The following is a 23,939-nucleotide window of genomic DNA, read 5'->3' as shown; positions in this document are numbered from 1 at the left end:
AACCCATCGTCCAGGCTGTCGAGCGCGGACCCGTGCGGAATGGCCCGTGTTACCGGGTCTTCGAGTTTGAGCGGTGCGCGGACGCGCTGGGTCCCCGTGCAGATGCGGCGCGGGAGTGTGACACTCCGCGCCGAAGTGTCACACTCCGGCGCGGGACACCCCCGCCCGATAGGCACCGGGCAGAAGACCGCACCGCCCAGGTCTCTCGCCCAGGTTCCGAGTCAGGCGCAGCAATACATTGGCGACGTACTCATCTCCTCCAGGACTTGCCCAGGAATGCTTACGTCGGCGTCGGAACGCAAGTCCAAGTTGAGTCGCGTCCGGCCTTGATCACTGACGCTGCTCATGCGCTTCTCGGCTGTACGCCGCAATTACTGCGCCGTCGCCTGGCACTCGGCCACGTCGTGATCGACCGCAATGGGCTCGGGCAGCGAAGCCGCGCTGCACGCCCACTACGCCGCGCGGGAGCCTCCCGCCGTGAACTGAGATACACGTCATCGTGAACTCAGGTCCGTGGCGGGCGGAACGGTCTGCGGTCTCCAGCGCGTACGCGCTTCCGTTCACCTGTTCGACGTCAGGTCGAGGTCGTCGCCGAGGGGCTTCCGCGATGCGAGGTGGTTACGGCCGTGGCTCGCCCCGCCCCTCGGCCATGGGCTGCCTGTGGCCGCCTTCGTCCTCTTCGTCGTCCGCAGTGTCCGATGTGGGCAGGCGCCTGCCGCGGGACTCGGCGACGCGCAGGGCGTCGGTCAGGCACTCGGCAAGCCGGATGCCTGCGCAGCGGACCTCGGCGTACGGCGACCCGGGGTCGTCCAGCACCTGGCGTGCGAGGCCGAGCACGTCGGTGCCGGTGGCGAGCTGGACGGCCTCCAGGTCGTCGGCGAGACGGGAGAGGCGGCTGCCGTTGTCGTCGGTCACCAGGTAACAGGGTCTGCCCTCGGGGGTCGGCCAGGGCAGGAGTCGGGCGGTGGTCACGCCGTTCAGGTATTCCATCAGGCGGCCACTCCGTGCGCGTCGACGATGTGTTGGTCGAGGTCGATCCCGAAGCCGGCGGCGAGGACGAGGGCGAGACGGCGGCGCTGCTGGAGCGCGGCCTCCCGGTCGAGCGCGGTGAGGTAGGGGCGCACAAGGAGGGAATCGGTGCCGTCGAGGGGGGTGAAGAGGCCGTACGGGGAGCGGTGGAGGGGGATGTGCGGGGGCCGGGGGCCGGGGGGTGGAGTGGTGGAGGGGGATGTGCGGGGGCAGGGGGGTGGAGTGGTGGCGTACGGCGGTGAAGTGCAGGCAGAGGTGGGGATGGCGGTGAGTGCGGCGCCGTTTGCCTGCGCCGGGCGCGAAGAGAAGGCGCACCCATTCGAGGGTGCGGCGGATAAGGTCGTGCATGTCGACGCTCCTATGCGGCGTTGGCCATGCCCCGGGAGGTCTAGCTCACCTCGCCGGGGTCTTTCCATCTTGAAAGCTACACCGAGCTATAGCCCTCTGCATACAAGTGCAGAGGGCTCCACACGATCGTGCAGATCCCTGCTGCTCTACGTTGGACATATGAGCGATACAGAAGAGCCGGAAGCCATCCTCGATCCGATGAGCGCGAGACCCCTCTACGTACAGTTGGCCGACGTCATCGCCAAGAAGATCGCGTCTGGGGAGCTGGCTCCAGACAGGCCCATCCCCTCGGAGAACCACCTCGCTGACGAGTACGGCGTAGCGCGACTCACGGCACGGCGGGCCGCACAGGAACTTCGCGAGCGAGGGTTGATCGTCACTGTCCGCGGCAAGGGGTCCTTCGTCGTCGAGCCGCCACCCAGCGACGCGCCCGAGGAGGGCGGACAAGAGGGCGGACCGAACGACTGAGAAGGGCCACGCGGTGTGTCGCGCAACCCCTTCACTGACGAGCCCGCACCGCCTCCGGGGCGTTTCAGGGAGCCGCCCACCCCCGGGTACGGCCCGGCACGTTGCCCTCATGGGCACCAACCGTGCCCCCGGACGTGCCCCCGGGGCCGTTTCGACGGACGCGCTTCGCGCGTGACGGTGAAAGACGTCCTGACGCGTACCCCGAGGAGAGCACAGCATGCCGTCCTACCTGTCGCCCGGCGTATACGTCGAGGAGGTGGCCAGCGGCTCCCGCCCGATCGAGGGAGTGGGCACCTCGGTGGCGGCCTTCGTCGGGCTCGCCCCGACCGGCCCGCTCAACGAGCCGACCCTGGTGACCAACTGGACCCAGTACGTGGCGGCGTTCGGTGACTTCACCGACGGCTACTACCTGGCGCACTCCGTCTACGGGTTCTTCAACAACGGCGGTTCGGCCGCCTACGTCGTCCGCGTCGGCGGTTCCCCGGCGGGTGCGGCCGGAGACGCCAAGTCCCCGGCGGCCGTGACCGGTTCCGCCGCCCCGGCCGCGCTGCCCGCCGGTGAGCCCAAGCAGCTCGGCACGTTCAGCGTGACCGCCCTGGCGCCGGGCAACCTGAGCGTCGAGGTCGCGGACGCGGAGGGCGAGGGCCCCGCAGAGCGCTTCAAGCTGATCGTCAAGGACGGCGACAAGGCCGTCGAGACGTTCGACGTGTCGGCGAAGAAGGGCAACCGCTCCTACGTCGTCACGCAGGTCAAGGAGCGCTCCAAGCTCATCACGGTGGCCGAGGCCGCGCCGGCGGCGCAGCTGGTCCGCCCGGAGAACCAGACCGTCGCGCTGCCGTCCGCCCCGGCGGCCGGCACCCCGGCCGTCCCGGCGGGCGCCGACGAGGTCGTCTCCGTCGGCCCCGCGCAGTACCTGGGCGACAGCTCCGACCGCACCGGCTTCGGCGGCCTGGAGGCCGTCGACGAGGTGTCCATGGTCGCGGTGCCCGACCTGATGGCCGCCTACCAGCGCGGCGCGATCGACCTGGAGGCCGTCAAGGCCGTCCAGCTCGGCCTGATCGCGCACTGCGAGCTGATGGGCGACCGCGTGGCGATCATCGACCCGCCGCCCGGCCTGAACGCCCGTCAGATCCGGGTCTGGCGCCAGGAGACGGCCGGTTACGACTCCAAGTACGCGGCCCTGTACTACCCGTGGATCAAGTCCTTCGATCCGGCCTCCGGCCAGGCGCGGCTGATCCCGCCGAGCGGTCACGTGGCCGGCGTGTGGGCCCGCAACGACTCCGAGCGCGGCGTCCACAAGGCTCCCGCGAACGAGGTCGTGCGCGGCGCGGTGGACCTGGAGATCCAGATCACGCGCGGCGAGCAGGACCTCCTCAACCCGATCGGCGTGAACTGCATCCGGGCGTTCCCCGGCCGGGGCATCCGCATCTGGGGCGCCCGCACCCTCTCCTCCGACCCGGCGTGGCGCTACCTGAACGTCCGCCGGTACTTCAACTACCTGGAGGAGTCGATCCTGATCGGCACCCAGTGGGTGGTGTTCGAGCCGAACGACCACGCCCTGTGGGCCCGGATCCGGCGCAACGTCTCCGCGTTCCTCGTGAACGAGTGGCGTGCGGGCGCGCTGTTCGGCGCCCGTCCCGAGGAGGCGTACTACGTCAAGTGTGACGAGGAGTCCAACCCGCCGGAGTCGGTCGACCTCGGCCGGGTGGTCTGCGAGATCGGCATCGCACCGGTCAAGCCGGCCGAGTTCGTGATCTTCCGGCTGGCCCAGTTCCAGAGCGGAAGCGGGGAGTTGGAGGAGTAGGCGCCCCCAGGCACCCCTCCACTTCCGCAGACCGCAGTCAACTCCCCTAGAAGGACAGCCAGATGAGTCTCCAGCCGGGTGACGCCCTTACTTCACACAATTTCGGCCTGCAGATCGACGGCGTGATGGTCGAGTACCTCGCCGAGGTCAGCGGCCTCAGCCTCGAACAGGACGTCATCGAGTACCAGCAGGTCTCCGCGCAGGGCAAGCCGGTCACCAAGAAGCTGCCGGGCGTGAAGAAGGCGGGCACCTGCACGGTCGTGCGCGGTATGACCCAGTCCGCCGCGTTCAACCAGTGGATCACCGAGTCGATCAACGGCGTGATGGGCACCGCCCGCAAGAACGCCACGATCATGGTGATGGACTACCAGAACAACCCGGTCAAGCGGTACAACATGCGCAACGCCTGGTGCAGCAAGATCGACACCAGCTCGGTGAAGGCGGGCGAGGCCTCCGCGCTGACCGAGACCGTGACGATCACGTTCGAAGAACTGGTCATCGAGTAATGCGGCGTACGGCTGTACGGGGGCCGGTGGCGGGAGCGGAGCAGCCTCAGGAGGCCGCCCCGCTCCCGCCGGCGGCGCCCGCGCCGGCCCCGGCGGCGTACCGGCTGCAGACGGAGTTCCCCTTCGAGCTGCCGCGCGGCTACGTCGACGAGGCGGGCACGGTCCACCGCGACGGCGTGATGCGCCTCGCGACGGCGCGGGACGAACTCGTCCCGCTCCGGGACATCCGCGTCCAGGAGAACCCCGCGTACCTGTCGGTGGTCCTACTCGGCCGGGTCATCACCCGCCTCGGCACCCTTCCGCTCGTCCACGACGGGGTGGTGGAGAACATGTTCGCCTCCGACCTGGCGTTCCTCCAGGACTTCTACCGCCAGGTCAACGCCGAGGGCCACACCCGCGCCTCGGTGCAGTGCCCGCACTGCTCGGAGCCCTTCGAGGTGGAACTCGGCGGGAGCCGCCTGGGGGAATCGTGACGTACGCGACCGACCGGCTGCACGAGGAGATCGCGTACGTCGCCTACCACTTCCACTGGGGCCAGGACGAGATCCTGGACCTGGAACACCACGACCGGCGCCGTTACGCCGACCAGATCGCGTCCCTGGTGACCAGGGGCGGGGCGGAGGGCTGAGGCATGGGCTTCCTGGAACGGCTGCGGGGCGGGCGCGGGGGGCGCGGGGGTGACTCGGGTACGCCGTCGGCGGGCGGTGACGGTTCGGCTTCGGCTTCGGCTTCGGCAGACGGTGGCGCCGGTAGGTCGGCGGCGGGTGCCGACGTCGGCGGCTCGGCTTCGGCGGGCGGCTCCGGTTCGGCGCCGCGCGTCGTCCCGGCCGCCTGGTCGGCGCTGCCGCCCATCCAGCGGGCGACGGTCACGGGGACGGCGGGCGTCGCCGACTCCGGCTTCGGCGGCCGACTGGCCACCTGGCAGAACCCCTCCTTCATCGGCACCCGTTCCCACGCGGTGCTGGACGCGGCCCCGGGCGGCCTGATGAGCAGCCTGCGGGCGACTCCGCAGGTCGCGGAACCCGAGCGGGTGGCCGCGCCGCCTCGCCCGACACCACTACAGCGTGCCGTTCCGGCGACCCCGGGTCCGCCTTCGCCCCCAGGTCTGGCGTCGCCTCCGGGGCCGGCACCGGGCCTGGCTTCGGCTTCGGGGCTGGCTTCGGCTCCGGGGCTGGCACCGGGCCTGGGTTCGGCTTCGGGGCCGGCTTCGGCTTCGGGCCTGGCTTCGGCTTCGGAACGGGTCCACGCGAGTGCGGCGCCGAGGGCGTCCACGCCCACCCCCGCGCCCACGTACCCGACGGCTTCCCCGGTTCCGGCGACTCCGGTTGCCCTGGCGGTGCCTGTGGTGCCGTCGCGACCGGCGGAGCCGGCCGCTCCCGCCGCGGCTTCGGCCTTCCCGGCACGGGGCATCCGTGTCTCCCCGGCCGGCCCTGCCCCGACGACGGGCCCGGCTCCGTTGACGAGGTCCGTGTCCGCGCCGGTTCAGCGGCGGACGCTGCCTGCCCGGCCGGCGTCCGCGACCGCGTCCGCTTCCACGTCGTCCACGTCCACGTCGTCCACGTCCGTGTCGCCGTCCGCCGGCAGCGGATCCGGCCGGGCCTCCGGCCGGGGTACGGACACCGACGGCGGAGCCACGGCGACCGGCAAGGAACCCGCGCCCGGCCCGCGACCGGGCCCGAGCGCTGCTGCGGCTCCCGCGACGGCGGGGCCGAGGGCGGGGACAGTCGCGGGTGCGACGCCGTCTCCTGCCCCGGCGACCGGCGGACAGTCGGTGGAGATCCAGCGGGCGGCACACCGGCACGAGGGCGCCGCCTCGGCCAACTCCCCCACGGACACGGGCAGTACGGCATCGCAGCGACCGCTGGGGATCCAGGGCGCGATAGCCCGGCACGAAGGCAACGCCCCGGCCGGAGCCCCGGCCTCAACCGGCCGTGCGCCATCCAGCGAACCGGTGACGATCGAGCGCGCGATACGCCGGCATGCCGACACCACCGCTTCGGCCGACTCCCCTACGGCAGAGGGCAGTACGTCATCCACCCGGCCCGTCGGGATTCGGCGGGCGGTACCCGGACACACGGACTCCGCCCCGGCCAACTCCCCCACGGACACGGGCAGCACGCCGTCCCCCCGGCCGGTGAGCATCCAGCGCGCGATACCCGCACACGCGGACTCCACCCCGGCCAACTCCCCCGCGGCAGAGGGCAGCGCGGCATCGCCCCAGCCGGTGAGCACGCCGCGCGCCACGCCCCGACAGGCAGACACCACTCCGACCAGCACCCCCACCGCAACGGACAGCACGCCATCGCGGCAACCCGTCGGGATCCAGCGGGCCGTTCCCCGGCGCGGGGACGCCACCACTCCCAGTACCTCACGTGCCTCCCGTGCGGAGAGCAGCAGTACGCCGGCCCTTCCTGCGACGCCCACCAGGCATCCGGTCGCCCCGGAGCGAGCGGTGCAGGGCGCAGGTGACGCCGGTACGGTCTCCGGTCCGCCGGCTGCGGTCGGTGTCACGCCTGCCGTGCGAACCGGTTCGGCCCAGTCGTTCCCGGCGCCCTCGGATGCAGCGATGTCCCCGGATGCCTCACCGGGCACGGCGAAGCCGCCTGTCGCGTCGGGGGCGGGCACCGTTCCGTCCGTCGGCTCCGCCGCCGGGTCCCCTGCGACGACGACGGGCAGCGCCGGTCCCGGCGTGCAGCGTGCCGTCGCGGGGCGTACGGCGCCGTCGACGCCGAGCGGCGGTCGCGCCGTGCCTCGGCCGGGCGGCGCCGACCGCGGCCCGTCGCCGGCACCCGCCCAGAGCCCGCCCGCCCCGCGCTCCGACGTGTCCGCGTCCCACCCCGTGAGCAGACGCCCCTCCCCCGCCCCAAGCTCCGCTCCCGCCGCCGATGCCCGCACCGGGTCGTCGGCCGACCGCGGTTCCGGCACCGGCTCGACCGACGGTGCTCTTACGCCGTCCCTCGGCGTGCAGCGCGCGGCAACGACACCCGCCTCGGGCTCCCCCTCCAGCTCCCCCTCCACCTCCGGCCCCACCTCGGCCGAAGGTGCTCGTACGCCGTCCCTCGGCGCGCAGCGCGCGGCAACACCGCCCGGGGCGGCCACCCCACTCGCCACCACCACAGCGACGCGCCCCGCCGCCCCCGCGCCCCGTGCCTCCGCCCGCCCCGTGGACGCGAGCGGCTCGGCGCCGTCGCAGCCCGGCCCGGGGTCCCTCCCCGCGCGCCCTTCCGTCAACTCCCCGTCTGCCGCGCCCGGTTACGTGTCCGCGTCGAGCGTTCAGCGGGCCGTCTCCGCCGCACCCGCGCCCGGACGCCGGACAGGTCTCGGTGCCCCCACGAGCCTCCCCCCGGACCGACCGCGCCCGGCGGCGACCCCCGGCGTACCTTCAGCCGCTCCATCCCCCGTGGCCGCTCCCCCGCCCAGCGTGCAGCGCCCTCACCCCACCCCCCTCGGCGCCCCCGTCCAGCGCGCCGCCACACCGACGCCCCCCGCACCGCCCTCCCGCCCCCTGCTGGGCGCTCCCCTCTCCACCCGCCCCGCCGACGCGAAGCCCCTCGACGCACCGAGCGGCATCCCCGGCGCGCCCGGGACCACCGCGGCCCGTACGACGACCGGCCCCGCAGTCACGCCCCCCGTCGCGCAACGCACCACCACACCCGGTGCCCCCCAACTCCCGCTCCCCGCCGCCGCGTCCACGGACACAGTCACCGGCACTCGCACCGGCGTCCCGGTGCACCGCCCGGTCTCCCCGGCCTCCCAACCCGCCGTGCCACTGCCCACCGCCACCCGCACGGTCCGCCCCACGCCCCCCAGGACGACGACCGCGCCCCCGGTACCCCCTGTCCCGCTCACCGGACGCCCTCCGGTGTCCCCGTCGGCCGTACAGCGCCGCGCGGTCACGGCCCCCGTACCCCTGCGCCGCACCATGCCCGGCACCACCACAGGCCACCCCACAGCCCGCCCGTACCCCACCCCCATCTCCACCACCACGTCCACCCCGCCCCCCACGGCTCCCCTCCCGACCGCGCCCCCCGCCATCCAGCGCAGCCCCCTGCCCGCCCCGGTACGCCCCGCCGGCCCACCGGCACCCCAGGCGGCGCCCGCCCCGACGCCTCCCTCACCCCCCACCGCGCTGCCGCCCGCCCCCACCTCCACCCTCGCGATCCAACGCCTCGCCACACCGCCGCCGCCCTTCACCGCAGCCAAGAACACCTCCAAGAGCGCGCCCAAGAGCACCCCCTCCAAGGCGCACCGCCCCGCCGCCGGCCCGCCTCCCGGCGCCGACCGGAACGCGGACCGCCCCACCCCCGACGAGGCGCACCCCGGCTTCGATCCCCGCGCTCTCACCGACTTCCAGCTCGACGAGCTGACGCACCGCCTGACCGGCCGCATCACCCGCCTGCTGCGCACCGAACTCCGCCTCGACCGCGAACGAATCGGCCGACTCCGCGATCCCCGCCACTGACCCACCACTCACCGCCCGCCCCCTCCCGGAACCGCCCCTCCCCGCCCCTCCCAGAAAAGGCCAGGCCCCCGATGCCCTCCGATCTCGACCCGGGCTCCACCATCTTCTTCACCCTGACCATCGACGGCGAGAGCCTCGGTTACTTCAACGGGTGTGAGGGGCTGTCGTCCCAGGTGGAGATCGAGCACCGCCAGGAGGGCGGCAACAACGGCTTCGTCTGGGCGCTGCCCTCCCGGGTCACGTTCTCCACGATCCGGCTGACCCGTCCCCTCACGCCGGACACCACCAAGGTCGCCAAGTGGATCTCCTCGGTCACCACGGGGGTGACCCGGCCGACCGCCCAGATCGCCGCGCTGCGCGCGGACGGTTCGGAGGTCGCCCGGTGGGGCCTCATCGACGTCCTGCCGGTCAGCTGGCAGGGGCCGTCCCTCAGTCCGGACAGCCCTGGCGTGGCCACGGAGGTCCTGGAGATCACCCACCACGGCTTCACCGACTAGCAACCGGCTGACGGCCGACCGACGACCGACTGACAACCGACTGGCAACAGACAAGCAAAAGACGAGGACGTCATGGCCAAGGGAAGCAAAGGCGGCGCCGGCAAGAGCCTGGTCCGTGCCACCCTCGCGATCCACGAACCGCCGGTCGGTACCAGCACCACCCCCGGCGGGCTGATCAAGTCCTTCGGGTTCGACTTCAACCCGTCGCAGCTCCAGCTCGGCCGCCGGGCCCAGTGGAAGGTCACGCCCACGGCGGCCGTCCGTGACGGCTCCGTACCGGAGTTCATGGGCCCCGAGCCCCGCGAGATGACCGTCGAGATCTTCCTCGACTCGTCCGACCAGCCCGGCAGCAACACCGTCCTGAAGAAGGTCGAGTCGCTGCTGGAGTGCTGCGAGGTGACCACCAAGAGCATCGCCGCCAAGCAGCCCTCACCGCCCTGGGTGGTGTTCCAGTGGGGCTCGTTCTCCACGGCGCGCTTCACCGCCTACGTCAGCAGCATCGACGTCACGTACTCGCTCTTCGGCACGACCGGCGTCCCCATCCGCGCCACCTGCCAGGTGCGCCTGCACGAGATCCCCAGCAAGACGAAGGGCCAGAACCCGACGTCCGGCGCGCTGACCGCGCAGCGCGTGCACCGCGTCGTCGCCGGCGACTCCCTCCAGTCGCTGGCCTGGCGCGAGTACGGGGACGCGTCCGCCTGGCGGTCGATCGCCGAGATCAACGGCATCGACGACCCCTCCCGTCTGCCGACGGGCATCGAGCTCGTGCTGCCCGCCGTCGAGGAGGTGCGCTACTAGTGGTCCAGTCCGCGTTCTCCAGCGTCATCCAGGTCACCCTCGGGGGCCGTCCGCTCCCCGTCGACTTCGCGCCGCTCCTCGTCGAGGGCTGGGTCGACCAGGGTCTCGGTGTGCCGGCCGCGTTCCGGCTCACCTTCCGCGACCCCTACCGCCAGGTCCTGGGCAAGCTGGGCGTCAAGTTCGGCACCCCCGTCGTCCTCGCCCCGATCGCCGACGGCAAGGGCGCCGCCGATCCGCTCCTCACCGGCGAGGTCTGCGGTCTGGAGGCCGACTACGACGGTACCGGCACCTTCACCGTCATCCGCGGCTACGACTTCGGCCACCGTCTGATGCGTCAGCGCCGGGTCGCCGCGTACCGCAACCAGAGCGCCTCCGACATCGCCCGCAAGCTGGCCGCGCAGGACGGGGTCCCGATCGGGAAGATCCAGTCCACCAAGACGGTCTACGAGTTCATCAGCCAGGCCAACGTCACCGACTGGGACTTCCTCGCCCGGCTCGCCGACGAGAACGAGATGGTCATGTCGGTCGACGCGAAGGGGAAGTTCCAGTTCCTCAAGCCCGACCCGGCGTCCGGCGCGCCGCCCACCTCCACCCCCGGCGACAAGAGCCCCTTCGTCCTCGAGGCGGGCACCGACATCCTGCGCCTGCGCGCCGCCGTCACCGCCGCCGAGCAGGTCGGGACGGTCGAGGCGCGCGGCTGGGACGTGACGACCAAGAAGAAGCTCACCGCGACCGCGCCCGCGAAGACCAACCCCGGCATCAGCATCGGGACGACGCCCGGCGAGGCCGCCGCCAAGTTCAAGCCGGCCAAGCTGGTCGACGCGCAGACGCCGTACGACCGTCAGTCGGAGGTGAAGTTCGCCGCCGAGGCCCTCGCCGACGACGTCACCGGCTCCTTCGCCGAGCTGGAGGTCATCGCGCGCGGCACCCCGAAGCTCCGCCCCGGCCTGCCCGTCACCCTCGCCGACGTCGGCGACCCCTTCGAGGGCAAGTACACCGCGACCTCCGTGCGGCACGTCTTCGGTGACGGCAAGCACTACGAGGCCTGGGTCACCGTCAGCGGACGGCAGTGGCGGTCGCTGTACGGGCTGGCCTCCGGCGGCGGCGGGACCACGACCAACGGGCTCCATCTCCCCGGCACCACCAATGCCCTCGTCACCGACATCCAGGACCCCCTCAAGCAGGGCCGGGTGAAGCTCCAGTTCCCCTGGCTCGACGACACCTACATCAGCGACTGGACACGCGTCGTGCAGTGGGGCGGCAAGGAGGGCGGGTCCATCTTCCCGCTCGACGTCGGCGACGAGGTGCTCGTCGCCTTCGACCGGGGCGCCCTCGACCACCCGTACGTCATCGGCGGCCTCTACAACGGCAAGGACAAGCCGACCCCGGTGAAGGACGTGCCGCTGCACGACGGCGCCCGACGCCGCGCCGCCCGGCACACCCTCTCCGACCGGGACGGCAACCGCGTCGACCTGCTCAGCCAGAAGACCGGCGGCCGCAAGCAGGGGGTGCGGGTGACCACCGGCGACGACAAGCTCGTCATCAACATGGACCGGACGAAGACCGAGATCACCGTGGACAGCAAGGGCACGGTCAGCATCAAGGGCAGCAGGGCCGTGTCCGTCAAGGCCGGCACCGACCTCTCCCTCTCCGCGGGCCGCAACCTCTCCATCAGGAGCGGCGGCTCCCTCACCCTCCGGGGCAACCTCGTCAACATCAGGTCCCTGACGGGTGTGGTGTCGGTGGACGCGGCCGGTCTGCTCAACCTCAAGGCGGGCGGCGCCGCCACGTTCAGCGCGGGCGCCACCATCCAGGTCAACTCCACCGCCAACGTGGGCATCCGGGCCGCGACCCTCATGCTCCAGGGCGCCGTACTCGTCAACGCCAAGCCGTACCCGCTGCCGTGACGGCCGGTCGGAAGAAGGAGAAGGTGGCCGTCTGATGGCCGAACAGTTCGTCGGGTCCGGCTGGGCGTTCCCCCTGCGCATCGGCCCCACGGGGGGCATCGCCCTGGTCAGCGGGGAGCGCGAGATCGAGGAGGCGATCCGGCTCATCCTCGCCACCGCGCCGGGCGAGCGCCCGATGCGCCCGGAGTACGGCTGCGCCATCCACGACCTGGTCTTCGCGCCGGTCAACGAGGCGACGGCCGGCCGCATCCAGCACGAGGTGTACGCCAGCCTGGACCGCTGGGAACCGCGCATCGAGGTCACCGACGTCGAGGTCACCGCGGGCGCCGAACAGGGCGTGCTCTTCATCGACGTCCGCTACGCGATCCGCGGCACCAACAACCCGCGCAGCCTCGTCTTCCCCTTCTACGTCATTCCGTCCCACGACGAGCCGGACCTGCCCGGCTCCTCCGGTACGGCTTCCGAAAGCGACCGCTGATGGCCCTGCCCTCCCCCAACCTGGACGACCGCCGCTTCCAGCAGTTCGTCGACGACGCCAAGCGCTACATCCAGCAGCGCGCGCCGGAGTGGACCGACCACAACGTCTCCGACCCGGGCGTGACGCTCGTCGAGACGGTCGCGCACATGGCGGACCAGATCGTCTACCGCCTCAACCGCGTCCCCGAGAAGAACCACCTCGCCTTCCTCGACCTGGTCGGCATCCGCCTCTTCCCGCCGTCCGCCGCCCGCACGGAGGTGACCTTCTGGCTGTCGGCGCCCCAGGAGGAGCCGGTCCTCCTCCCGGTCGGCACGGAGGTGGCGACGGTCCGCACGGAGAGCGAGGACGCGGTCGTCTTCGCGACGGAACGCGAACTCAGCGTCGTGCCCTGTCAGTTGAGCCACCTCGTCGTGCAGCACCGGGGCGAGCCGGTCACCGATAGGACCACCGACCTCACCGAGGGCAAGGACCTGCTCTGCTTCGCCGAGGCGCCGCAGCCCGGCGACTGCATGCTGTTCGGCCTGAGCGCCGCCGTCCCGCACTGCGCGGTGGTCCTGGAACTGGACAGCCAGGTGGACGGCGTCGGCGTCGACCCGCGCCAGCCGCCGCTCGTCTGGGAAGCCTGGACGGAGGACGGCTGGCAGGAGTGCGAGGTCGACCGCGACGGCACGGGCGGCCTCAACCGCCCCGGCGAGGTGGTCCTGCACATCCCCGGCGGCCACGTCCTGTCCCGCTCCGGCGGCCAGGAGGCCGGCTGGCTGCGCTGCCGCGTCACCGAGCCCCTCCCCGGCCAGCCCTTCTACACCACCTCCCCGACCGTGCGCTCCGCCGAGGTCTTCACGGTCGGCGGCACCGCCCCCGCCGTCCACGCGGAGACGGTCCACGACGAGGCCCTCGGCGAGTCGACCGGCCTGCCGGGCCAGCGCCTCGCCCTCACCCACGCACCGGTGGTCGGCGACGACCCGCCGTTGTTGCTGCAAACCGCCGAACACGAGGGCTGGACCGACTGGCAGGTCGTCCCGCACTTCGCCGCCTCCGGCCCGCACGACCGCCACGTCACCCTCGACGCGGCCACCGGCGAGATCGCCTTCGGCCCGTCCGTCCGCGAACCCGACGGCACACTGCGCCAGTACGGCGCCGTCGCCCCCAAGGGCTCGGTCATCCGCGCCCGCCGCTACCGCACGGGCGGCGGCCGGTCCGGCAACGTGGCGAGGGGCGCCGTACAGGTACTCCGGACGTCCGTCCCGTACGTCTCGGAGGTCGTCAACCGCGAGGCCGCGCGCGGCGGGGTGGACGGCGAGACGGTCGAGGAGGCGAAACTCCGCGCGCCCATCACCCTGCGCGCCCAGGAGCGGGCGGTGACCCTGCGCGACTACGAGGAGCTGGCCCACCGGGCGGCGCCGGAAACGGCCCGCATCACCTGCCTGGAGGGCGAGCCCGACGAACACGGCTCCTATGCCGTAAGGGTGCTGGTGGTCCCGCAGGCAGTCCCGGACCCCGGCGGCCGTCTGCGGTTCGAGCAACTCGTCCCCGGCGACTCCCTGTTGGACCGCATCACCCGCCACCTCGACGAACGCCGCCTGATCGGCACGAGGCTGGCGGTCGGCCCGCCGTACTACCAGGGCGTGACGGTCGTGGCGACGGTGCACGCCTTCCGGGGCGTCGACACCGACCGGGTCCGCCGCCAGGCCCACGACGCCCTCTACCGCCACCTCGACCCGTTGACCGGCGGCGCGGACGGAAAGGGCTGGCCGTTCGGCCGCCCGGTGCAGTCGGGTGAGGTCTTCGCGGTGCTCCAGCGGGTCCCGGGAGTGGAGCTGGTCGACCAGGTCACGCTCCACCCCGCCGACCCCCTGACGGGCAAGCGCGGCGAGGCGACCGACCGCATCGACCTGGCCGCCCCGGCACTCGTCTTCTCCTACGACCACCGGGTCCGAGTGATCGGAGACGGCTCGTGAGGGGCTCGAACTCCTGGAACTCACGGGACTCACGGGACTCACGGGACTCACGGAAGGGGACGGAACGTTGAGGGGCTCCGTCGACGGGCTGGGCTCGTCCGTCCCGATCGGCACGATGCTGCCGGCCGTCTTCGCGGACGACGACCTCGCGCAACGCTTCGTGGCCGGCCTGGACGAGGTGATCGCCCCCATCCTCAACGTCCTCGACTGCCTGCCCGCCTACTTCGACCCGGCCCTCGCCCCGGTCGACTTCACCCGTTGGCTGACGGGCTGGGTCGGCGCGGAGACCGACGGCACGGAACCGGAGCCGAGACTGCGGGCCGCGGTCGCGGCGGCCGCGTACCTGCACCGGGTACGCGGCACGCGCCGAGGCCTGTCGGAGGCCATCCGCCTGGCGTTCGGCGTGGAACCGGAGATCGACGAGAGCGGCGGATCGGGCTGGAGCGCCCGCCCGCTCGGCCCGTTCCCGGGGGACCACCGCCCCCACCTGTACGTCACGCTCCGCCTGCCCGACCCGGGCCCGGCGGACGAGCACCGCCTCGACACCCTCGTGGCCGCCGCCCGCCCCGCCCACATGCCGTACACGGTCAAGGTGACCGCCGCCGAAAGGACCCCGGAGAGATGACCACCCAGAACTGCGCCGAGTGCGGCACGCGCGCCGAGCCCGGCCAGTCGTTCTGCGACGCCTGCGGCGCCGTACTGAGCTGGACAGACCGAGCCACGGCACGGGCTGGGGCGGGAACGGCGGCGGGGGCCGCGTCGGGTGCGGACACGGGCTCGGGTGCGGGTGCGGGCTCGGGCGCGGGCGCGGGCGCGAACTCGGGCTCGGGCGCGGGCGCGGGTTCAAGCGCGGGTTCGGGCTCGGGCTCGGGCTCGGGCTCGGGGGCCGATCCCGGGTCCGGGTCCGGGTCGGGGTCCGGCACCGCGTACGGCTCCGGGTCAGGTGCCGCCACCGGCACCGGTACCGGTACCGCCACCGGCTCGGGGTCCGCGTACGCCCCCGGGGCCGGGGCGGGCTCCCCCTCCGGGGAAGGCACACCGGCGCCGTCGCGTGCTGCCGGGCCGGAGGCCGCCGCGGGTTCCGCTTCCGGTGCCGTCTCCCGTCAGGCCCCCGATACCGTCACCGCCCCCGAACCCACCACGTCCACCGCCGCACCGGCGGAAGACGACCACGACTCGGACGACGAGGACACCACGGAAACCCCCCTCCCGGTCATCCCGCCGGAGGACGGCCCCGCCGCTCCGTCAGGCACCGCACCGAACCCGGCCCCCGCTTCGGCGCCCGCCCCGGCTCCCGACGAGACCGCCCCCACCCCCGCCGCGCCCGCCCTGGGCGACACGATGGCCGCGCGGGCCCGCTCCCTTCTCGTCCCCGTCGCCGACGCGGAGCCCCGCCCCGCCGCGCCCCCGTCGGTCGCCCCGGTCCTGCCGGGCAGGCCGGTCGCGGACCGGCCGCAGGTCCGCGCCCCCGGCCCGGTCCAGGGCGAGCATTACGGCGTCGCGTGCCCCTGGTGCGCCACCCCCAACAACCCCGACCGGCACTTCTGCGTCCGCTGCGCGATGCCCATGACCCTGGAGGACCGCTCCTCGGTCCGCCTCCCCTGGTGGCGTCGCCTGTTCAACCGCAACGGCGAGACCCCCTGGGCCGGCGACCGCCCGCGCCTGCGCCGTACGTTCGACCGCATCGTCAGCTGGGTGCTGGCCGCGGTCGTCCTCACCCTCCTGATCATCGCCGGGGTGAACACACCGGACGCGATCCAGGCCACCCGCGACCACTTCGCCAAGCGCGCCCCGGTGGTCCCGGACACGTTCGCCGCGTCACGCTCCTACCCGGGGCACAAGCCGGAGCTGGCCTTCGACAGGATCAACAACACCTGGTGGGGTCCCGGTGTCTCGCAGTCGGGCGAGGGCGAGTGGATCGAGGCCCGCTTCGACCAGCCGACCCGCCTGCTGGACCTGATCATCACGTCGGGCACGTCGGTCCGCCCCGACCAGCTCGACGACTCCGCGCTCCCTCACCGCATCAAGGCGACGATCACCTTGAAGGACGGCAAGACCACGACCCGGACACTCACCCTGGACCAGAGCGCGGGCGCCCAGCGGCGCGCCTTCCGCGTCGGCGAGGTCACCAAGGTCCGCTTCACGATCGAGTCGTCGTACTCGGTCTCCGCGAGCAAGCAGGTGGCGATAGCCGAGATCGAGTTCTTCGGACGGTCGAGCGCGGACGCGTCCTGACGGCCGAACCAGGGGGCCGCGGCTGACGGGAGGACCCCCGTCAGCCGCGGCCCTTCCCTTTCCTTCCCGGCATGTACTTGCGTAAGTCAAGCAAGCTATTTATAGTTGCCTGAGTTAAGCAAGCTAGTTCGTCCACCACGGAAGGAACCGCCGTGAAGTCGCTGACCTCCCCCACGCCGGACGCGGCGACCCCCGGCCCCCTGGCCTCCTTCTTCCGTTTCGTGGTCTTCGGCGGCGGCACCGGAGTCCTCTCCAGCCTGGCCGTCCCCCTGCTGGCGACGCTGATGCCGTGGACCCTGTCGAACGCGCTGATCACCATCGCCTCGACGATCCTGTGCACCGAGCTCCACGCCCGCTACACCTTCCGCGCAGGCCGCCGCGCCGGCCTGCGCCGCCACTGGCAGTCCGCGGGTTCGGCGGCGGCGGCCTACGCGGCGACCTCCGTGGCGGTGTTCGCCCTCCACGCGATCCAGTCCTCCCCCAGCATGCTCACCGAGCAGCTCGTCTACCTCTCCGCCTCCGGCCTCGCCGGCATAGGCCGCTTCCTGATCCTGCGCCTGTTCGTCTTCGCGACAGGCGGCGACCGGAAGACGCCGGAGACCACGCCGGCGATGCCCATCACACCGGAGACTCCGGCCGCCCGGCAGATCCCGGCCGCCGCACCGGCACCGGCCGCCCCGGCCTTCGCCGGCACCACGACCATCACCCGCCCCCGCCGGACCCCCGTCCACACCGGCCACCGCTCTCCCGCCCGCGCCAACGCGCTGACGGCGATCCTCAGCCCGAGCTGAACCGGCGTCGGCCTCCCCGGCCCGGCGACCACTCCCCTGGTACTGCTGCCGCCGGTCGCACCACCGGCTCCTGCCGAGAAGCCCCGACAAGCTGGTTGACCAAGAGGGCCCCGCTCGCAAGGTGGGGCCCTCTCGTATCCGACGACCGCGAGTTCGCCGACCGGGTCACGGACCAGGCCATCGCCCTCAGCCGCGCACATGCAGCCCGAAACCCGTGCGGCCCGCGGGCTCCAGTGCCTCCTTCAGGTGCAGCGAGGGGATCTCGTAGTCACCGAAGTTCTGCCGCCGGAACGCGATCGGCTCGGTCGACTCCAGGGTGAGCAGGCGCTGCTCCCAGGCCTTGGCGACGTCCGGGTAGTCCTCGCCGGTCATCCGGTCGGTGCCGTACAGCACGAACGGCGGCAGCACCTCGATGCCCGGGTAGTAAAGGATGCCGTGGTGGATCGGGAACAGCAGATCGTCGATGGGGCCGTTGATCCCGCGAGCGGCGTAATGCGACTCCGGGCCGCCGGCGGTCACCGACAGCAGAGCCTTCCTGCCCGCGAGGGTGCCTTCGCCGAAGCGCTCGCCGTACCTGGTGTCGCTGTGCTCGCCGACGCCGTACGCGAAGTGGTAGGTGAACACCCGGTCCACCCAGCCCTTGAGGATCGCGGGCATCGTGTACCACCACAGCGGGAACTGGAAGATGATCGTGTCGGCCCACAGCAGCTTCTCCTGCTCGGCGAGGACGTCCGGGGTGAGCGTCCCGGCGTCGAAGGCCCGGCCCGAGTCCAGGGCGACCTTCAGCGGACTTGAGGCGTCGGGGCCGTAGTCCGCGGCGTCCACGACCGCCTTCCAGTTCATCGCGTACAGGTCGCTCACCCGTACCTCGTGCCCGGCGCTCTCCAATGTGGACACCGCGAGGTCCTTCAGCGAGCTGTTGAGCGACTTCGGCTCCGGGTGGGCGTAGACGATCAGCGTCTTCATGGGAACTCCTTCGGATCTGGTGCCTTCGATTCTGGGCACCGCGGCGCCCGGCGTTCAGGGGCTCCTCTTCCATCGGACGGGACTTCCTGGTAATGGCAGGACCACCTTCACGGGCACCACCGAGGCCATACTTGGGGGCATGGACGATCTTGCGGGCTTCCTGCGGACCCGGCGTTCCCGGGTCGACCCGGCGGCCGTCGGCATCCCCACCGACAGCCGCCGCCGGGTCGAAGGGCTGCGCCGCGAAGAGGTCGCGCACCTGTCCGGAGTCAGCGTCGACTACTACGTACGCCTGGAGCAGGGCCGCGCAACCCAGCCCTCCGAGCAGGTCCTCGACGCGCTCGCCCGCGTCCTCGGCCTCGACGAGACCGAACGCGGGCACCTCTACCGGCTCGCCCGGCAGCGCCGCCGCCGCGCGAAGGCGCCGGGCGGGCGGGTCCGGCCGGAGCTGCTGCGCGTCCTCGACCTGGTCGCCGACGCACCCGCGCTGATCATGGACCACCGCCTGGACGTGCTCGCCGGGAACCGCCTCGCCGGGCTCCTCTACGGGCGGCCGATGCCGGGCCTGAACACCGCCCGGCACATCTTCCTCGAGGAGGCCGAGCGCGGCCTTTACGCGGACTGGGAGACATGCACCCTCGACGTGGTCGGGCACCTGCGCCTGGCCGCCGGCAAGTACCCCGAGGACCCCCGCCTGGCCTCGCTCATCGGCGAGCTGGCGATGGGCAGCGAGCGCTTCCGCCGCCTGTGGGCCCGCGCGGACGTGCGTGCCCGCGCACATGGACGCAAGGCGTACCGGCACCCGCTGGTCGGACTGCTGGAACTGCACCAGGAGAACTTCGCGCTACCGGACGCATCAGGCATGGAGCTGCTGGTGCTGTCCGCGGCCCCCGGCAGCCCCGCCGAGGACGGGCTGCGGCTGCTCGCGGCCCTGGGCGCGGACAGCGGTGACGCGCATCCCAGGGTGAGCGCTCAGGTCCGCGAGCAACTCGACGACGCCCACCCACCGCCGGGAACGCCTCGACACTGACCGCTTTCCGGTCCCCGGCCCACCGCGCGACCGGTCACAGGTTTCTGGCGCAGCCACTTCGACGACGCGCTCTCGCCGAGCGCGCCGAGCCGGTCCACGTTCGGCTTCGGCCGCCGGTCGGTCTGCACCTCGAAGCCGTTCCGCTACCTGCTTCAGATCCGTACCGGCCGGCGCCGCTCGAAGGTGATCCCGCATCGCGACGGGCATCGGCATGGCGGTTGTCTCGCTCGGCGCGGGCTCGGCCCTCTACCAGGGCCGCGGGCAACGGGCCTGAGCAAGACGGGAACGACGGGACGGGAACCTCACGCGTCGGGCAGGCCCTCGTCCACCGGCGTCTCGGCATGGGCGACGAAGTCGTCGACGAGGCGGTGGAAGAGGGTCGCGAGCTGCCGCAGGTCGTCCGGGTCCCAGGCGGCCAGGGCGACGTTCATGCCGCGACGGCCGGCCTCCCGTATGCGGTCGATCGCGCCCTGGCCCGCCTCGGTGAGCTGGATGAGCTGGGCCCGCCGGTCGTCCGGGTCCGCGACGCGGACGACGAGACCGGCCCTCTCCAACTGCCGCAGCTGCCGCGTGACATGGGAGGCCTCCACGGACAGCCGCACGGCGAGCATCCCGGGGCGCAGCGGGTCGGTCTCGGCGAGGTGGCGGAGGATCGCCACGGCGGCCCGGTCCAACGTGGGCCTCTCCGAAGCAGCGGAACCAGCGTTGGTCAGCACCTGCCCCTGAGAGTCCGCCAGTCCGCCCACCCCCGCGACGCCCTGACGAGTCGGCTCGTCCACGCATCAGGAGCATCGCCGCCGATCTCCTCCCACAGACGGGCGTTGGCGACAGCGAACGCCGTGACACCTTGAGTCGGCGCCGACTGCCAGGCCGGGATCTCGCCGGCCCACTTCTCGGCGGACTCAGGAGTGTGACCGCCGACTGCCATGAGCCAGATCACCCAGTACCCGGCATCGAGCCAGGGCGCACCACACGTGGCCCAGGCCCAGTCGACCAGGTGGGTGGCCTCGCCCACCAGGACGTTGTCGTTGTTCAGGTCGGTGTGCAGCAAGGAAGTCCCAGCGAAGTGGTCCACATCGGAGGACCGGGCCACGTACTTCTCCAGACGCTGGGGAGCTTCCCGCAGTTCGATGTCCGGGCACTGCACCTCCCCAAGGCACCGCAACAGCTCGGCGACCTTCGACAGGTCCGGCGAGTCCGGACGGTAGTCGGCGTGATGCCCGACCACGAACTCGAAACCGAGCAGCTCCCAGTTCTCGATCTCCAGTCGCCAGCACAGCCTGGGCGCGATGCCTCGGAGGTACGGATTGATCGCTGCTTCCCGTCCCTGTGTCCAGACTCGCGGGTGATCCGAGCGCAGCCCCTTGACGTGGAAGGCGCCGAACTCGGTCGTCAGACGCACCGCCAGCTCACTGTTGAGGCCGCCAGAGACACCCTCCACCGCCAGCACATGCCCTGCCTCGCGTTCAATGGCGCGGCGGACGGTGGCGGACAGGTCAGCGAAGTCGAGACGGGTAGTAGGCACAGGACTCACTTTCGCTCATCGGCACATGGCACGGACCCCACGACGGATCAACGTCGGGGGTCCGCTTGCGGTGCGATGACGGGGTCAGCTGTAGGGGTTGTCCTCTCCGCAGCCCGGCACGCTGCCGACGGTGAGCTGCTCGACGTCCTCGACCAGCAGGACGCCGGCCGGGTCTGCGGCGATCTGCGGGCGCGGACCGGCGGCCAGACCGACGCCGGACGAGCGTGGGGTGATCTCAATGGGTACAGCGCTCATGCGGTTTCTCCATCCTCGAAGCCGTGCTGACAGTAGGTGTGCAGTGGTGCCTTCGCGTCCTGATAGAGCTTGGCCAGCGGGCGGCAGACCCGGCAGGTCTCGCTGAGCCTGCAGCCGTTGCAGCCTCCGGAGCGAAGCATTTGGGCGTCCGCGATGGCCGGCAGACGCAGCAGTCCGTCCAGACCCTCAGTCATGAGGTCGACGGGATTTTCGCGACCGACCTTGCACATCGTCGCCCACCCGAAAGGGTCGACGTGGAAGAAGGTGTGTCCGGCCGGACAGCCGGTGAAGACGCCGGCACGGTCGACGTATTCGGGCGCCTGCGCCGCCAATGGACCGAGCTCGCCGTCGTAGGTCGGCGAGATGTTGGCGAACTCCTTGTAACGGGTGGCGTACTGCTCGGCCAGCCTTCGCATGGCAGCGGCTTCGTGGGCGTTGTGCCGAGTAATGATCAGGGACAAGTCGAGCGGCAGCCGGGCCTCGCGGGCAGCCGCCAATCCCTTCATGACCCGGTTGAAGGCACCACGCTTACGGGTCAGGGCATCAAAGCTGTCGGCCGTGGCTCCGTACAGGGACACGGTGATCTTGTGCGGCGGCAGCGTCGACAGCAGGTCCAGCGTCGGCTTGTGCGCCAGGCGGGTGCCGTTCGTCAAGATCTCCAGCATCATGCCGATGCCGTACGCCTGCCGGTACGCGACCGGGAAGTCGGGGTCGATGGTCGGCTCACCACCGGTGAACTGAAGCCACAGCACTCCGGCGCCTCGGAGCAGCTCCAGAAGTCGGCCTTTGTCTGCGGGCGACAGGCCCTCGAAGGGGCGCTTCCAGACAACGCAGTGATCACAGGCGAAGTTGCAGCCCCGGTTGATCTCCCAAGTGGCCCTGCTGTAGTTGAGGGGCGTCTGCGACCGGACGAGAACGACCTGTTCACTCGACCGGTGCTCCAGCTCCAGGCCCCACGCCTGGCGGGCCGCCCCGACCAGCCATTCCGGCACCGGTGACCGCTCAGCCACGGCTGTCCCCAACTCACGGTAGAACGCGAACGGGAGCTGTATCCCGCCCCTGGCTCCGGGGCGAACCATGACGAACTTGCCGTCCTGGGGGCTTGCGACGAGCTGGTGCATCGTCCGCTCCTTACGAAGTTGTGGGAGGCGAAGTGAGGTGGAATCCGGCCCGGTCACTGAAGGAGGCAGCCTGTACGGCGGGGGATGCTCTGTCGCACCGTGCGCCGGACAGCTGTCACGGCCGCAGATCCGGTTGGTCGGCGGGGGCCAGGCGACGCGCCGGCACCGACCGTCCGCTGACACAGCGTGTACAGCTGCAGGCCGGATACCTGATCGGCTCCGCCAGGAGCTGGATGGGATCGCCTTCTCGGACAACGATTGGTTTGTCCCACGTACGACCCGAGTCCCGCGACACCCGCATGGTCATGATGACTCGGCTCCCTTCGGACTCGGAGCATTCGGTCTCGGTCATGAGCCCTTGCCTTCCTGGTGAGCTGCGATGAACACCAGCCAACCGCGCCGAGCTGCTGCACTCCACGGCATCGATGCGGCACTCTTGACGCACCTCTGCTGCACGGCGTGCAGACGCGAGGTCCAGGCGGTCGGGCGAGGGAGGCCACTGATGGAGCTGGCTCAACGCCGCAAAGCCCTGGGCTACAGTCAGGAATCATTCGCCCAGGCTCTCGGTGTCGACCGCACAACGGTCGGTCGCTGGGAGTCAGGAAAGGCAACTCCGCAGCCCCAACTCCGGCTCTCAATTGCCGAGTTACTACGAGTGGACGTGACCCGCCTCGGTGACCTGCTCTCTCCGGCCTCGGCCATCCCCACGGAGTCTGCAGGACCGCCGCCGCCCGACCGCTCCAGCCCAGGGAGCCCCGACGACATGCTCCGACGTGAGTTTCTGCGTGCCATAGCGGTCACCAGCGCACTGATCGCGCTGCCGGCCGACGAAGCCGACGCTCTGGCCGACGAGGTTTCAGGCGCTCACGTCGCGGGCTTCGCCCGGATGAACGAGCACCTGTGGCAGGTCTACCAACTGGCACGGGCAAAGGGCTCGGTTCAACCCATCGTGCAGGAGCAGCTCTCTGCTCTGAACCAGGTTCTGACATCCGGGCCGAGTCGGGAGACGACCGTGCTGTGCAGCGCCGCCGGTGATCTGTTCCAGCTGGCCGGTGAGCTGGCGTTCGACTCCAACCGCTACACCGACGCCGCTGCGTCCTACACCATTGCCGCCTCGGCCAGCAAAGAAGCCGGGAACTTCGACCTCTGGGCCTGCGCCCTCGTGCGTCACGCCTACGTCGACGTCTGCGAAGGCCGGTACAAGGACGCTTCTGGCGTTCTCACGGCCGCCGAGCGAATCGCCCGACGCGGCGACAGCTCCCTTTCGACCCGCTACTGGGTCGCCTCTGTCCAGGCCGAAATCCACGCCGGTCTCGGGAACCTGGATGCCTGCGAGCGCGCTCTCGACCAGGCCGAGAAGGTGGCAACTCTGTCAGGCCGGACGCACAACGGCGGCTGGCTGCGCTTCGACGGCTCCCGACTGGCCGAGGAACGCGGCGCACGCTATGTCCGGCTCGGACGACTCGACCTGGCCGAACAAGCACTCACCAAGGCCCTTGAGCAGGGCCCACTTGCTCAAGGACACTCCTTCCGGCGTCGGGGTGCTGTACTGACGGACCTCGCGGCCATTGGTGCCCGCCGCGGCGACCCCGACCAGGTCGTGTCCTATGGCTGGGAAGCCCTGCGCCTGGCGCGCGAGTCGGGCTCCGGCTACGTCGCACGTAGACTCGACGGATTGCGCACAGACCTCGGCGAACTGGCTCGGGACGTGCGCGTCGCCGAACTGGCGTCCGAGATCGAGGCATTGAAGACGACGTGACA

General features: G+C 71.7%; 24 protein-coding genes. 16 read left to right on the top strand and 8 right to left on the bottom strand.

Annotation, left to right across the window (positions count from 1 at the left end; genetic code table 11):
- Positions 1-618: 618 nt before the first annotated feature.
- A complete protein-coding gene (locus OG289_RS26745) occupies positions 619-990 on the bottom strand; it encodes a hypothetical protein (protein ID WP_327316562.1) in 372 nt (123 codons plus the stop codon).
- Positions 990-1,124 carry a hypothetical protein gene (locus OG289_RS26740; protein ID WP_327316561.1) on the bottom strand — a complete coding sequence of 45 codons (135 nt, stop codon included), beginning with the start codon at positions 1,122-1,124 and terminating at the stop codon, positions 990-992. Before OG289_RS26740 ends, OG289_RS26745 begins: the two co-directional genes overlap by 1 nt.
- 412 nt (positions 1,125-1,536) lie before the next feature.
- Here OG289_RS26740 and OG289_RS26735 point away from each other — a divergent pair, with 412 nt between their 5' ends.
- The 5 genes from OG289_RS26735 (at position 1,537) to OG289_RS26715 (ending at position 4,783) form a co-directional block, all read left to right on the top strand.
- On the top strand, positions 1,537-1,845 hold the full coding sequence (locus tag OG289_RS26735) for a GntR family transcriptional regulator (protein WP_327316560.1): 309 nt from the start codon (positions 1,537-1,539) through the stop codon (positions 1,843-1,845).
- Positions 1,846-2,062: 217 nt separating this feature from the next.
- A complete protein-coding gene (locus tag OG289_RS26730) occupies positions 2,063-3,649 on the top strand; it encodes a phage tail sheath subtilisin-like domain-containing protein (RefSeq protein WP_327316559.1) in 1,587 nt (528 codons plus the stop codon).
- Between the two features lie 62 nt (positions 3,650-3,711).
- Entirely contained in the window at positions 3,712-4,155 is a 444-nt protein-coding gene (locus OG289_RS26725; protein ID WP_020132887.1) for a phage tail protein, read from the top strand.
- Entirely contained in the window at positions 4,155-4,628 is a 474-nt protein-coding gene (locus tag OG289_RS26720) for a hypothetical protein (RefSeq protein ID WP_327316558.1), read from the top strand. The genes OG289_RS26725 and OG289_RS26720 overlap by 1 nt, the downstream gene beginning before the upstream one ends.
- Complete coding sequence (locus OG289_RS26715; protein WP_020132885.1) at positions 4,625-4,783, top strand: DUF6760 family protein; 159 nt, start codon at positions 4,625-4,627, stop codon at positions 4,781-4,783. The genes OG289_RS26720 and OG289_RS26715 overlap by 4 nt, the downstream gene beginning before the upstream one ends.
- An 854-nt stretch (positions 4,784-5,637) precedes the next feature.
- Here OG289_RS26715 and OG289_RS26710 read toward each other — a convergent pair.
- The gene (locus OG289_RS26710) at positions 5,638-7,386 is read right to left on the bottom strand and encodes a hypothetical protein (RefSeq protein WP_327316557.1); all 1,749 of its coding nucleotides are present in this window, start codon (positions 7,384-7,386) and stop codon (positions 5,638-5,640) included.
- 190 nt (positions 7,387-7,576) lie between these two features.
- Here OG289_RS26710 and OG289_RS26705 point away from each other — a divergent pair, with 190 nt between their 5' ends.
- From OG289_RS26705 to OG289_RS26665, 9 genes are all read left to right on the top strand, one after another.
- Positions 7,577-8,617 (top strand): hypothetical protein, encoded by a 1,041-nt coding sequence (locus OG289_RS26705; protein ID WP_327316556.1) that lies wholly within the window; start codon positions 7,577-7,579, stop codon positions 8,615-8,617.
- A 71-nt stretch (positions 8,618-8,688) separates the two neighbouring features.
- The gene (locus OG289_RS26700) at positions 8,689-9,114 is read left to right on the top strand and encodes a phage tail protein (RefSeq protein ID WP_327316555.1); all 426 of its coding nucleotides are present in this window, start codon (positions 8,689-8,691) and stop codon (positions 9,112-9,114) included.
- A 72-nt stretch (positions 9,115-9,186) separates the two neighbouring features.
- On the top strand, positions 9,187-9,912 hold the full coding sequence (locus OG289_RS26695; protein WP_327316554.1) for a CIS tube protein: 726 nt from the start codon (positions 9,187-9,189) through the stop codon (positions 9,910-9,912).
- Positions 9,912-11,819 carry a VgrG-related protein gene (locus tag OG289_RS26690; protein ID WP_327316553.1) on the top strand — a complete coding sequence of 636 codons (1,908 nt, stop codon included), beginning with the start codon at positions 9,912-9,914 and terminating at the stop codon, positions 11,817-11,819. Before OG289_RS26695 ends, OG289_RS26690 begins: the two co-directional genes overlap by 1 nt.
- A 34-nt stretch (positions 11,820-11,853) precedes the next feature.
- A complete protein-coding gene (locus tag OG289_RS26685; protein WP_327316552.1) occupies positions 11,854-12,297 on the top strand; it encodes a GPW/gp25 family protein in 444 nt (147 codons plus the stop codon).
- A complete protein-coding gene (locus tag OG289_RS26680; RefSeq protein WP_327316551.1) occupies positions 12,297-14,255 on the top strand; it encodes a putative baseplate assembly protein in 1,959 nt (652 codons plus the stop codon). Before OG289_RS26685 ends, OG289_RS26680 begins: the two co-directional genes overlap by 1 nt.
- Before the next feature lie 67 nt (positions 14,256-14,322).
- On the top strand, positions 14,323-14,880 hold the full coding sequence (locus OG289_RS26675) for a phage tail protein (RefSeq protein WP_327316550.1): 558 nt from the start codon (positions 14,323-14,325) through the stop codon (positions 14,878-14,880).
- Entirely contained in the window at positions 14,877-16,490 is a 1,614-nt protein-coding gene (locus OG289_RS26670; RefSeq protein ID WP_327316549.1) for an NADase-type glycan-binding domain-containing protein, read from the top strand. The genes OG289_RS26675 and OG289_RS26670 overlap by 4 nt, the downstream gene beginning before the upstream one ends.
- Before the next feature lie 152 nt (positions 16,491-16,642).
- Positions 16,643-17,281: a GtrA family protein gene (locus OG289_RS26665; protein ID WP_327316548.1), complete on the top strand. Its 639-nt coding sequence runs from the start codon at positions 16,643-16,645 to the stop codon at positions 17,279-17,281.
- 186 nt (positions 17,282-17,467) lie between these two features.
- On the opposite strand, the gene OG289_RS26660 is transcribed toward OG289_RS26665, so the two are convergent.
- Positions 17,468-18,247 carry an NAD(P)H-dependent oxidoreductase gene (locus tag OG289_RS26660; protein ID WP_327316547.1) on the bottom strand — a complete coding sequence of 260 codons (780 nt, stop codon included), beginning with the start codon at positions 18,245-18,247 and terminating at the stop codon, positions 17,468-17,470.
- Between the two features lie 139 nt (positions 18,248-18,386).
- On the opposite strand from OG289_RS26660, the gene OG289_RS26655 reads away from it, so the two are divergent.
- On the top strand, positions 18,387-19,277 hold the full coding sequence (locus OG289_RS26655; RefSeq protein ID WP_327316545.1) for a helix-turn-helix transcriptional regulator: 891 nt from the start codon (positions 18,387-18,389) through the stop codon (positions 19,275-19,277).
- A 302-nt stretch (positions 19,278-19,579) separates the two neighbouring features.
- Here the strand turns inward: OG289_RS26655 and OG289_RS26650 are convergent, their stop codons facing one another.
- From OG289_RS26650 to OG289_RS26635, 4 genes are all read right to left on the bottom strand, one after another.
- Positions 19,580-19,993 (bottom strand): MarR family winged helix-turn-helix transcriptional regulator, encoded by a 414-nt coding sequence (locus OG289_RS26650; RefSeq protein ID WP_442818958.1) that lies wholly within the window; start codon positions 19,991-19,993, stop codon positions 19,580-19,582.
- Positions 19,987-20,802, bottom strand: coding sequence for a phosphotransferase (locus OG289_RS26645; RefSeq protein WP_327316544.1), 816 nt, complete (start codon positions 20,800-20,802; stop codon positions 19,987-19,989). The genes OG289_RS26650 and OG289_RS26645 overlap by 7 nt, the downstream gene beginning before the upstream one ends.
- 84 nt (positions 20,803-20,886) lie before the next feature.
- Entirely contained in the window at positions 20,887-21,057 is a 171-nt protein-coding gene (locus tag OG289_RS26640) for a hypothetical protein (protein ID WP_327316543.1), read from the bottom strand.
- Positions 21,054-22,178 (bottom strand): radical SAM protein, encoded by a 1,125-nt coding sequence (locus tag OG289_RS26635; RefSeq protein WP_327316542.1) that lies wholly within the window; start codon positions 22,176-22,178, stop codon positions 21,054-21,056. Before OG289_RS26635 ends, OG289_RS26640 begins: the two co-directional genes overlap by 4 nt.
- A 379-nt stretch (positions 22,179-22,557) precedes the next feature.
- Between OG289_RS26635 and OG289_RS26630 the strand changes: the two genes are divergently transcribed.
- Complete coding sequence (locus tag OG289_RS26630; RefSeq protein WP_327316541.1) at positions 22,558-23,937, top strand: helix-turn-helix domain-containing protein; 1,380 nt, start codon at positions 22,558-22,560, stop codon at positions 23,935-23,937.
- The last annotated feature ends 2 nt before the right edge of the window (positions 23,938-23,939 follow it).

It is taken from the genome of Streptomyces sp. NBC_01235 (genome assembly GCF_035989285.1).
Classification (GTDB): domain Bacteria; phylum Actinomycetota; class Actinomycetes; order Streptomycetales; family Streptomycetaceae; genus Streptomyces.
The sequence above is the reverse complement of the archived record's forward strand: the minus strand, read 5'-3'. Positions and strand labels throughout refer to the sequence as shown.

What these genes read in the sequence shown, in the direction of transcription:
- OG289_RS26745 (WP_327316562.1), bottom strand. Translation starts at nt 990, where the DNA reads ATGGAATACCTGAACGGCGTGACCACCGCCCGACTCCTGCCCTGGCCG.
- OG289_RS26735 (WP_327316560.1), top strand. Translation starts at nt 1,537, where the DNA reads ATGAGCGATACAGAAGAGCCGGAAGCCATCCTCGATCCGATGAGCGCG.
- OG289_RS26730 (WP_327316559.1), top strand. Translation starts at nt 2,063, where the DNA reads ATGCCGTCCTACCTGTCGCCCGGCGTATACGTCGAGGAGGTGGCCAGC.
- OG289_RS26725 (WP_020132887.1), top strand. Translation starts at nt 3,712, where the DNA reads ATGAGTCTCCAGCCGGGTGACGCCCTTACTTCACACAATTTCGGCCTG.
- OG289_RS26720 (WP_327316558.1), top strand. Translation starts at nt 4,155, where the DNA reads ATGCGGCGTACGGCTGTACGGGGGCCGGTGGCGGGAGCGGAGCAGCCT.
- OG289_RS26700 (WP_327316555.1), top strand. Translation starts at nt 8,689, where the DNA reads ATGCCCTCCGATCTCGACCCGGGCTCCACCATCTTCTTCACCCTGACC.
- OG289_RS26695 (WP_327316554.1), top strand. Translation starts at nt 9,187, where the DNA reads ATGGCCAAGGGAAGCAAAGGCGGCGCCGGCAAGAGCCTGGTCCGTGCC.
- OG289_RS26685 (WP_327316552.1), top strand. Translation starts at nt 11,854, where the DNA reads ATGGCCGAACAGTTCGTCGGGTCCGGCTGGGCGTTCCCCCTGCGCATC.
- OG289_RS26680 (WP_327316551.1), top strand. Translation starts at nt 12,297, where the DNA reads ATGGCCCTGCCCTCCCCCAACCTGGACGACCGCCGCTTCCAGCAGTTC.
- OG289_RS26670 (WP_327316549.1), top strand. Translation starts at nt 14,877, where the DNA reads ATGACCACCCAGAACTGCGCCGAGTGCGGCACGCGCGCCGAGCCCGGC.
- OG289_RS26660 (WP_327316547.1), bottom strand. Translation starts at nt 18,247, where the DNA reads ATGAAGACGCTGATCGTCTACGCCCACCCGGAGCCGAAGTCGCTCAAC.
- OG289_RS26655 (WP_327316545.1), top strand. Translation starts at nt 18,387, where the DNA reads ATGGACGATCTTGCGGGCTTCCTGCGGACCCGGCGTTCCCGGGTCGAC.
- OG289_RS26640 (WP_327316543.1), bottom strand. Translation starts at nt 21,057, where the DNA reads ATGAGCGCTGTACCCATTGAGATCACCCCACGCTCGTCCGGCGTCGGT.
- OG289_RS26635 (WP_327316542.1), bottom strand. Translation starts at nt 22,178, where the DNA reads ATGCACCAGCTCGTCGCAAGCCCCCAGGACGGCAAGTTCGTCATGGTT.
- OG289_RS26630 (WP_327316541.1), top strand. Translation starts at nt 22,558, where the DNA reads ATGAACACCAGCCAACCGCGCCGAGCTGCTGCACTCCACGGCATCGAT.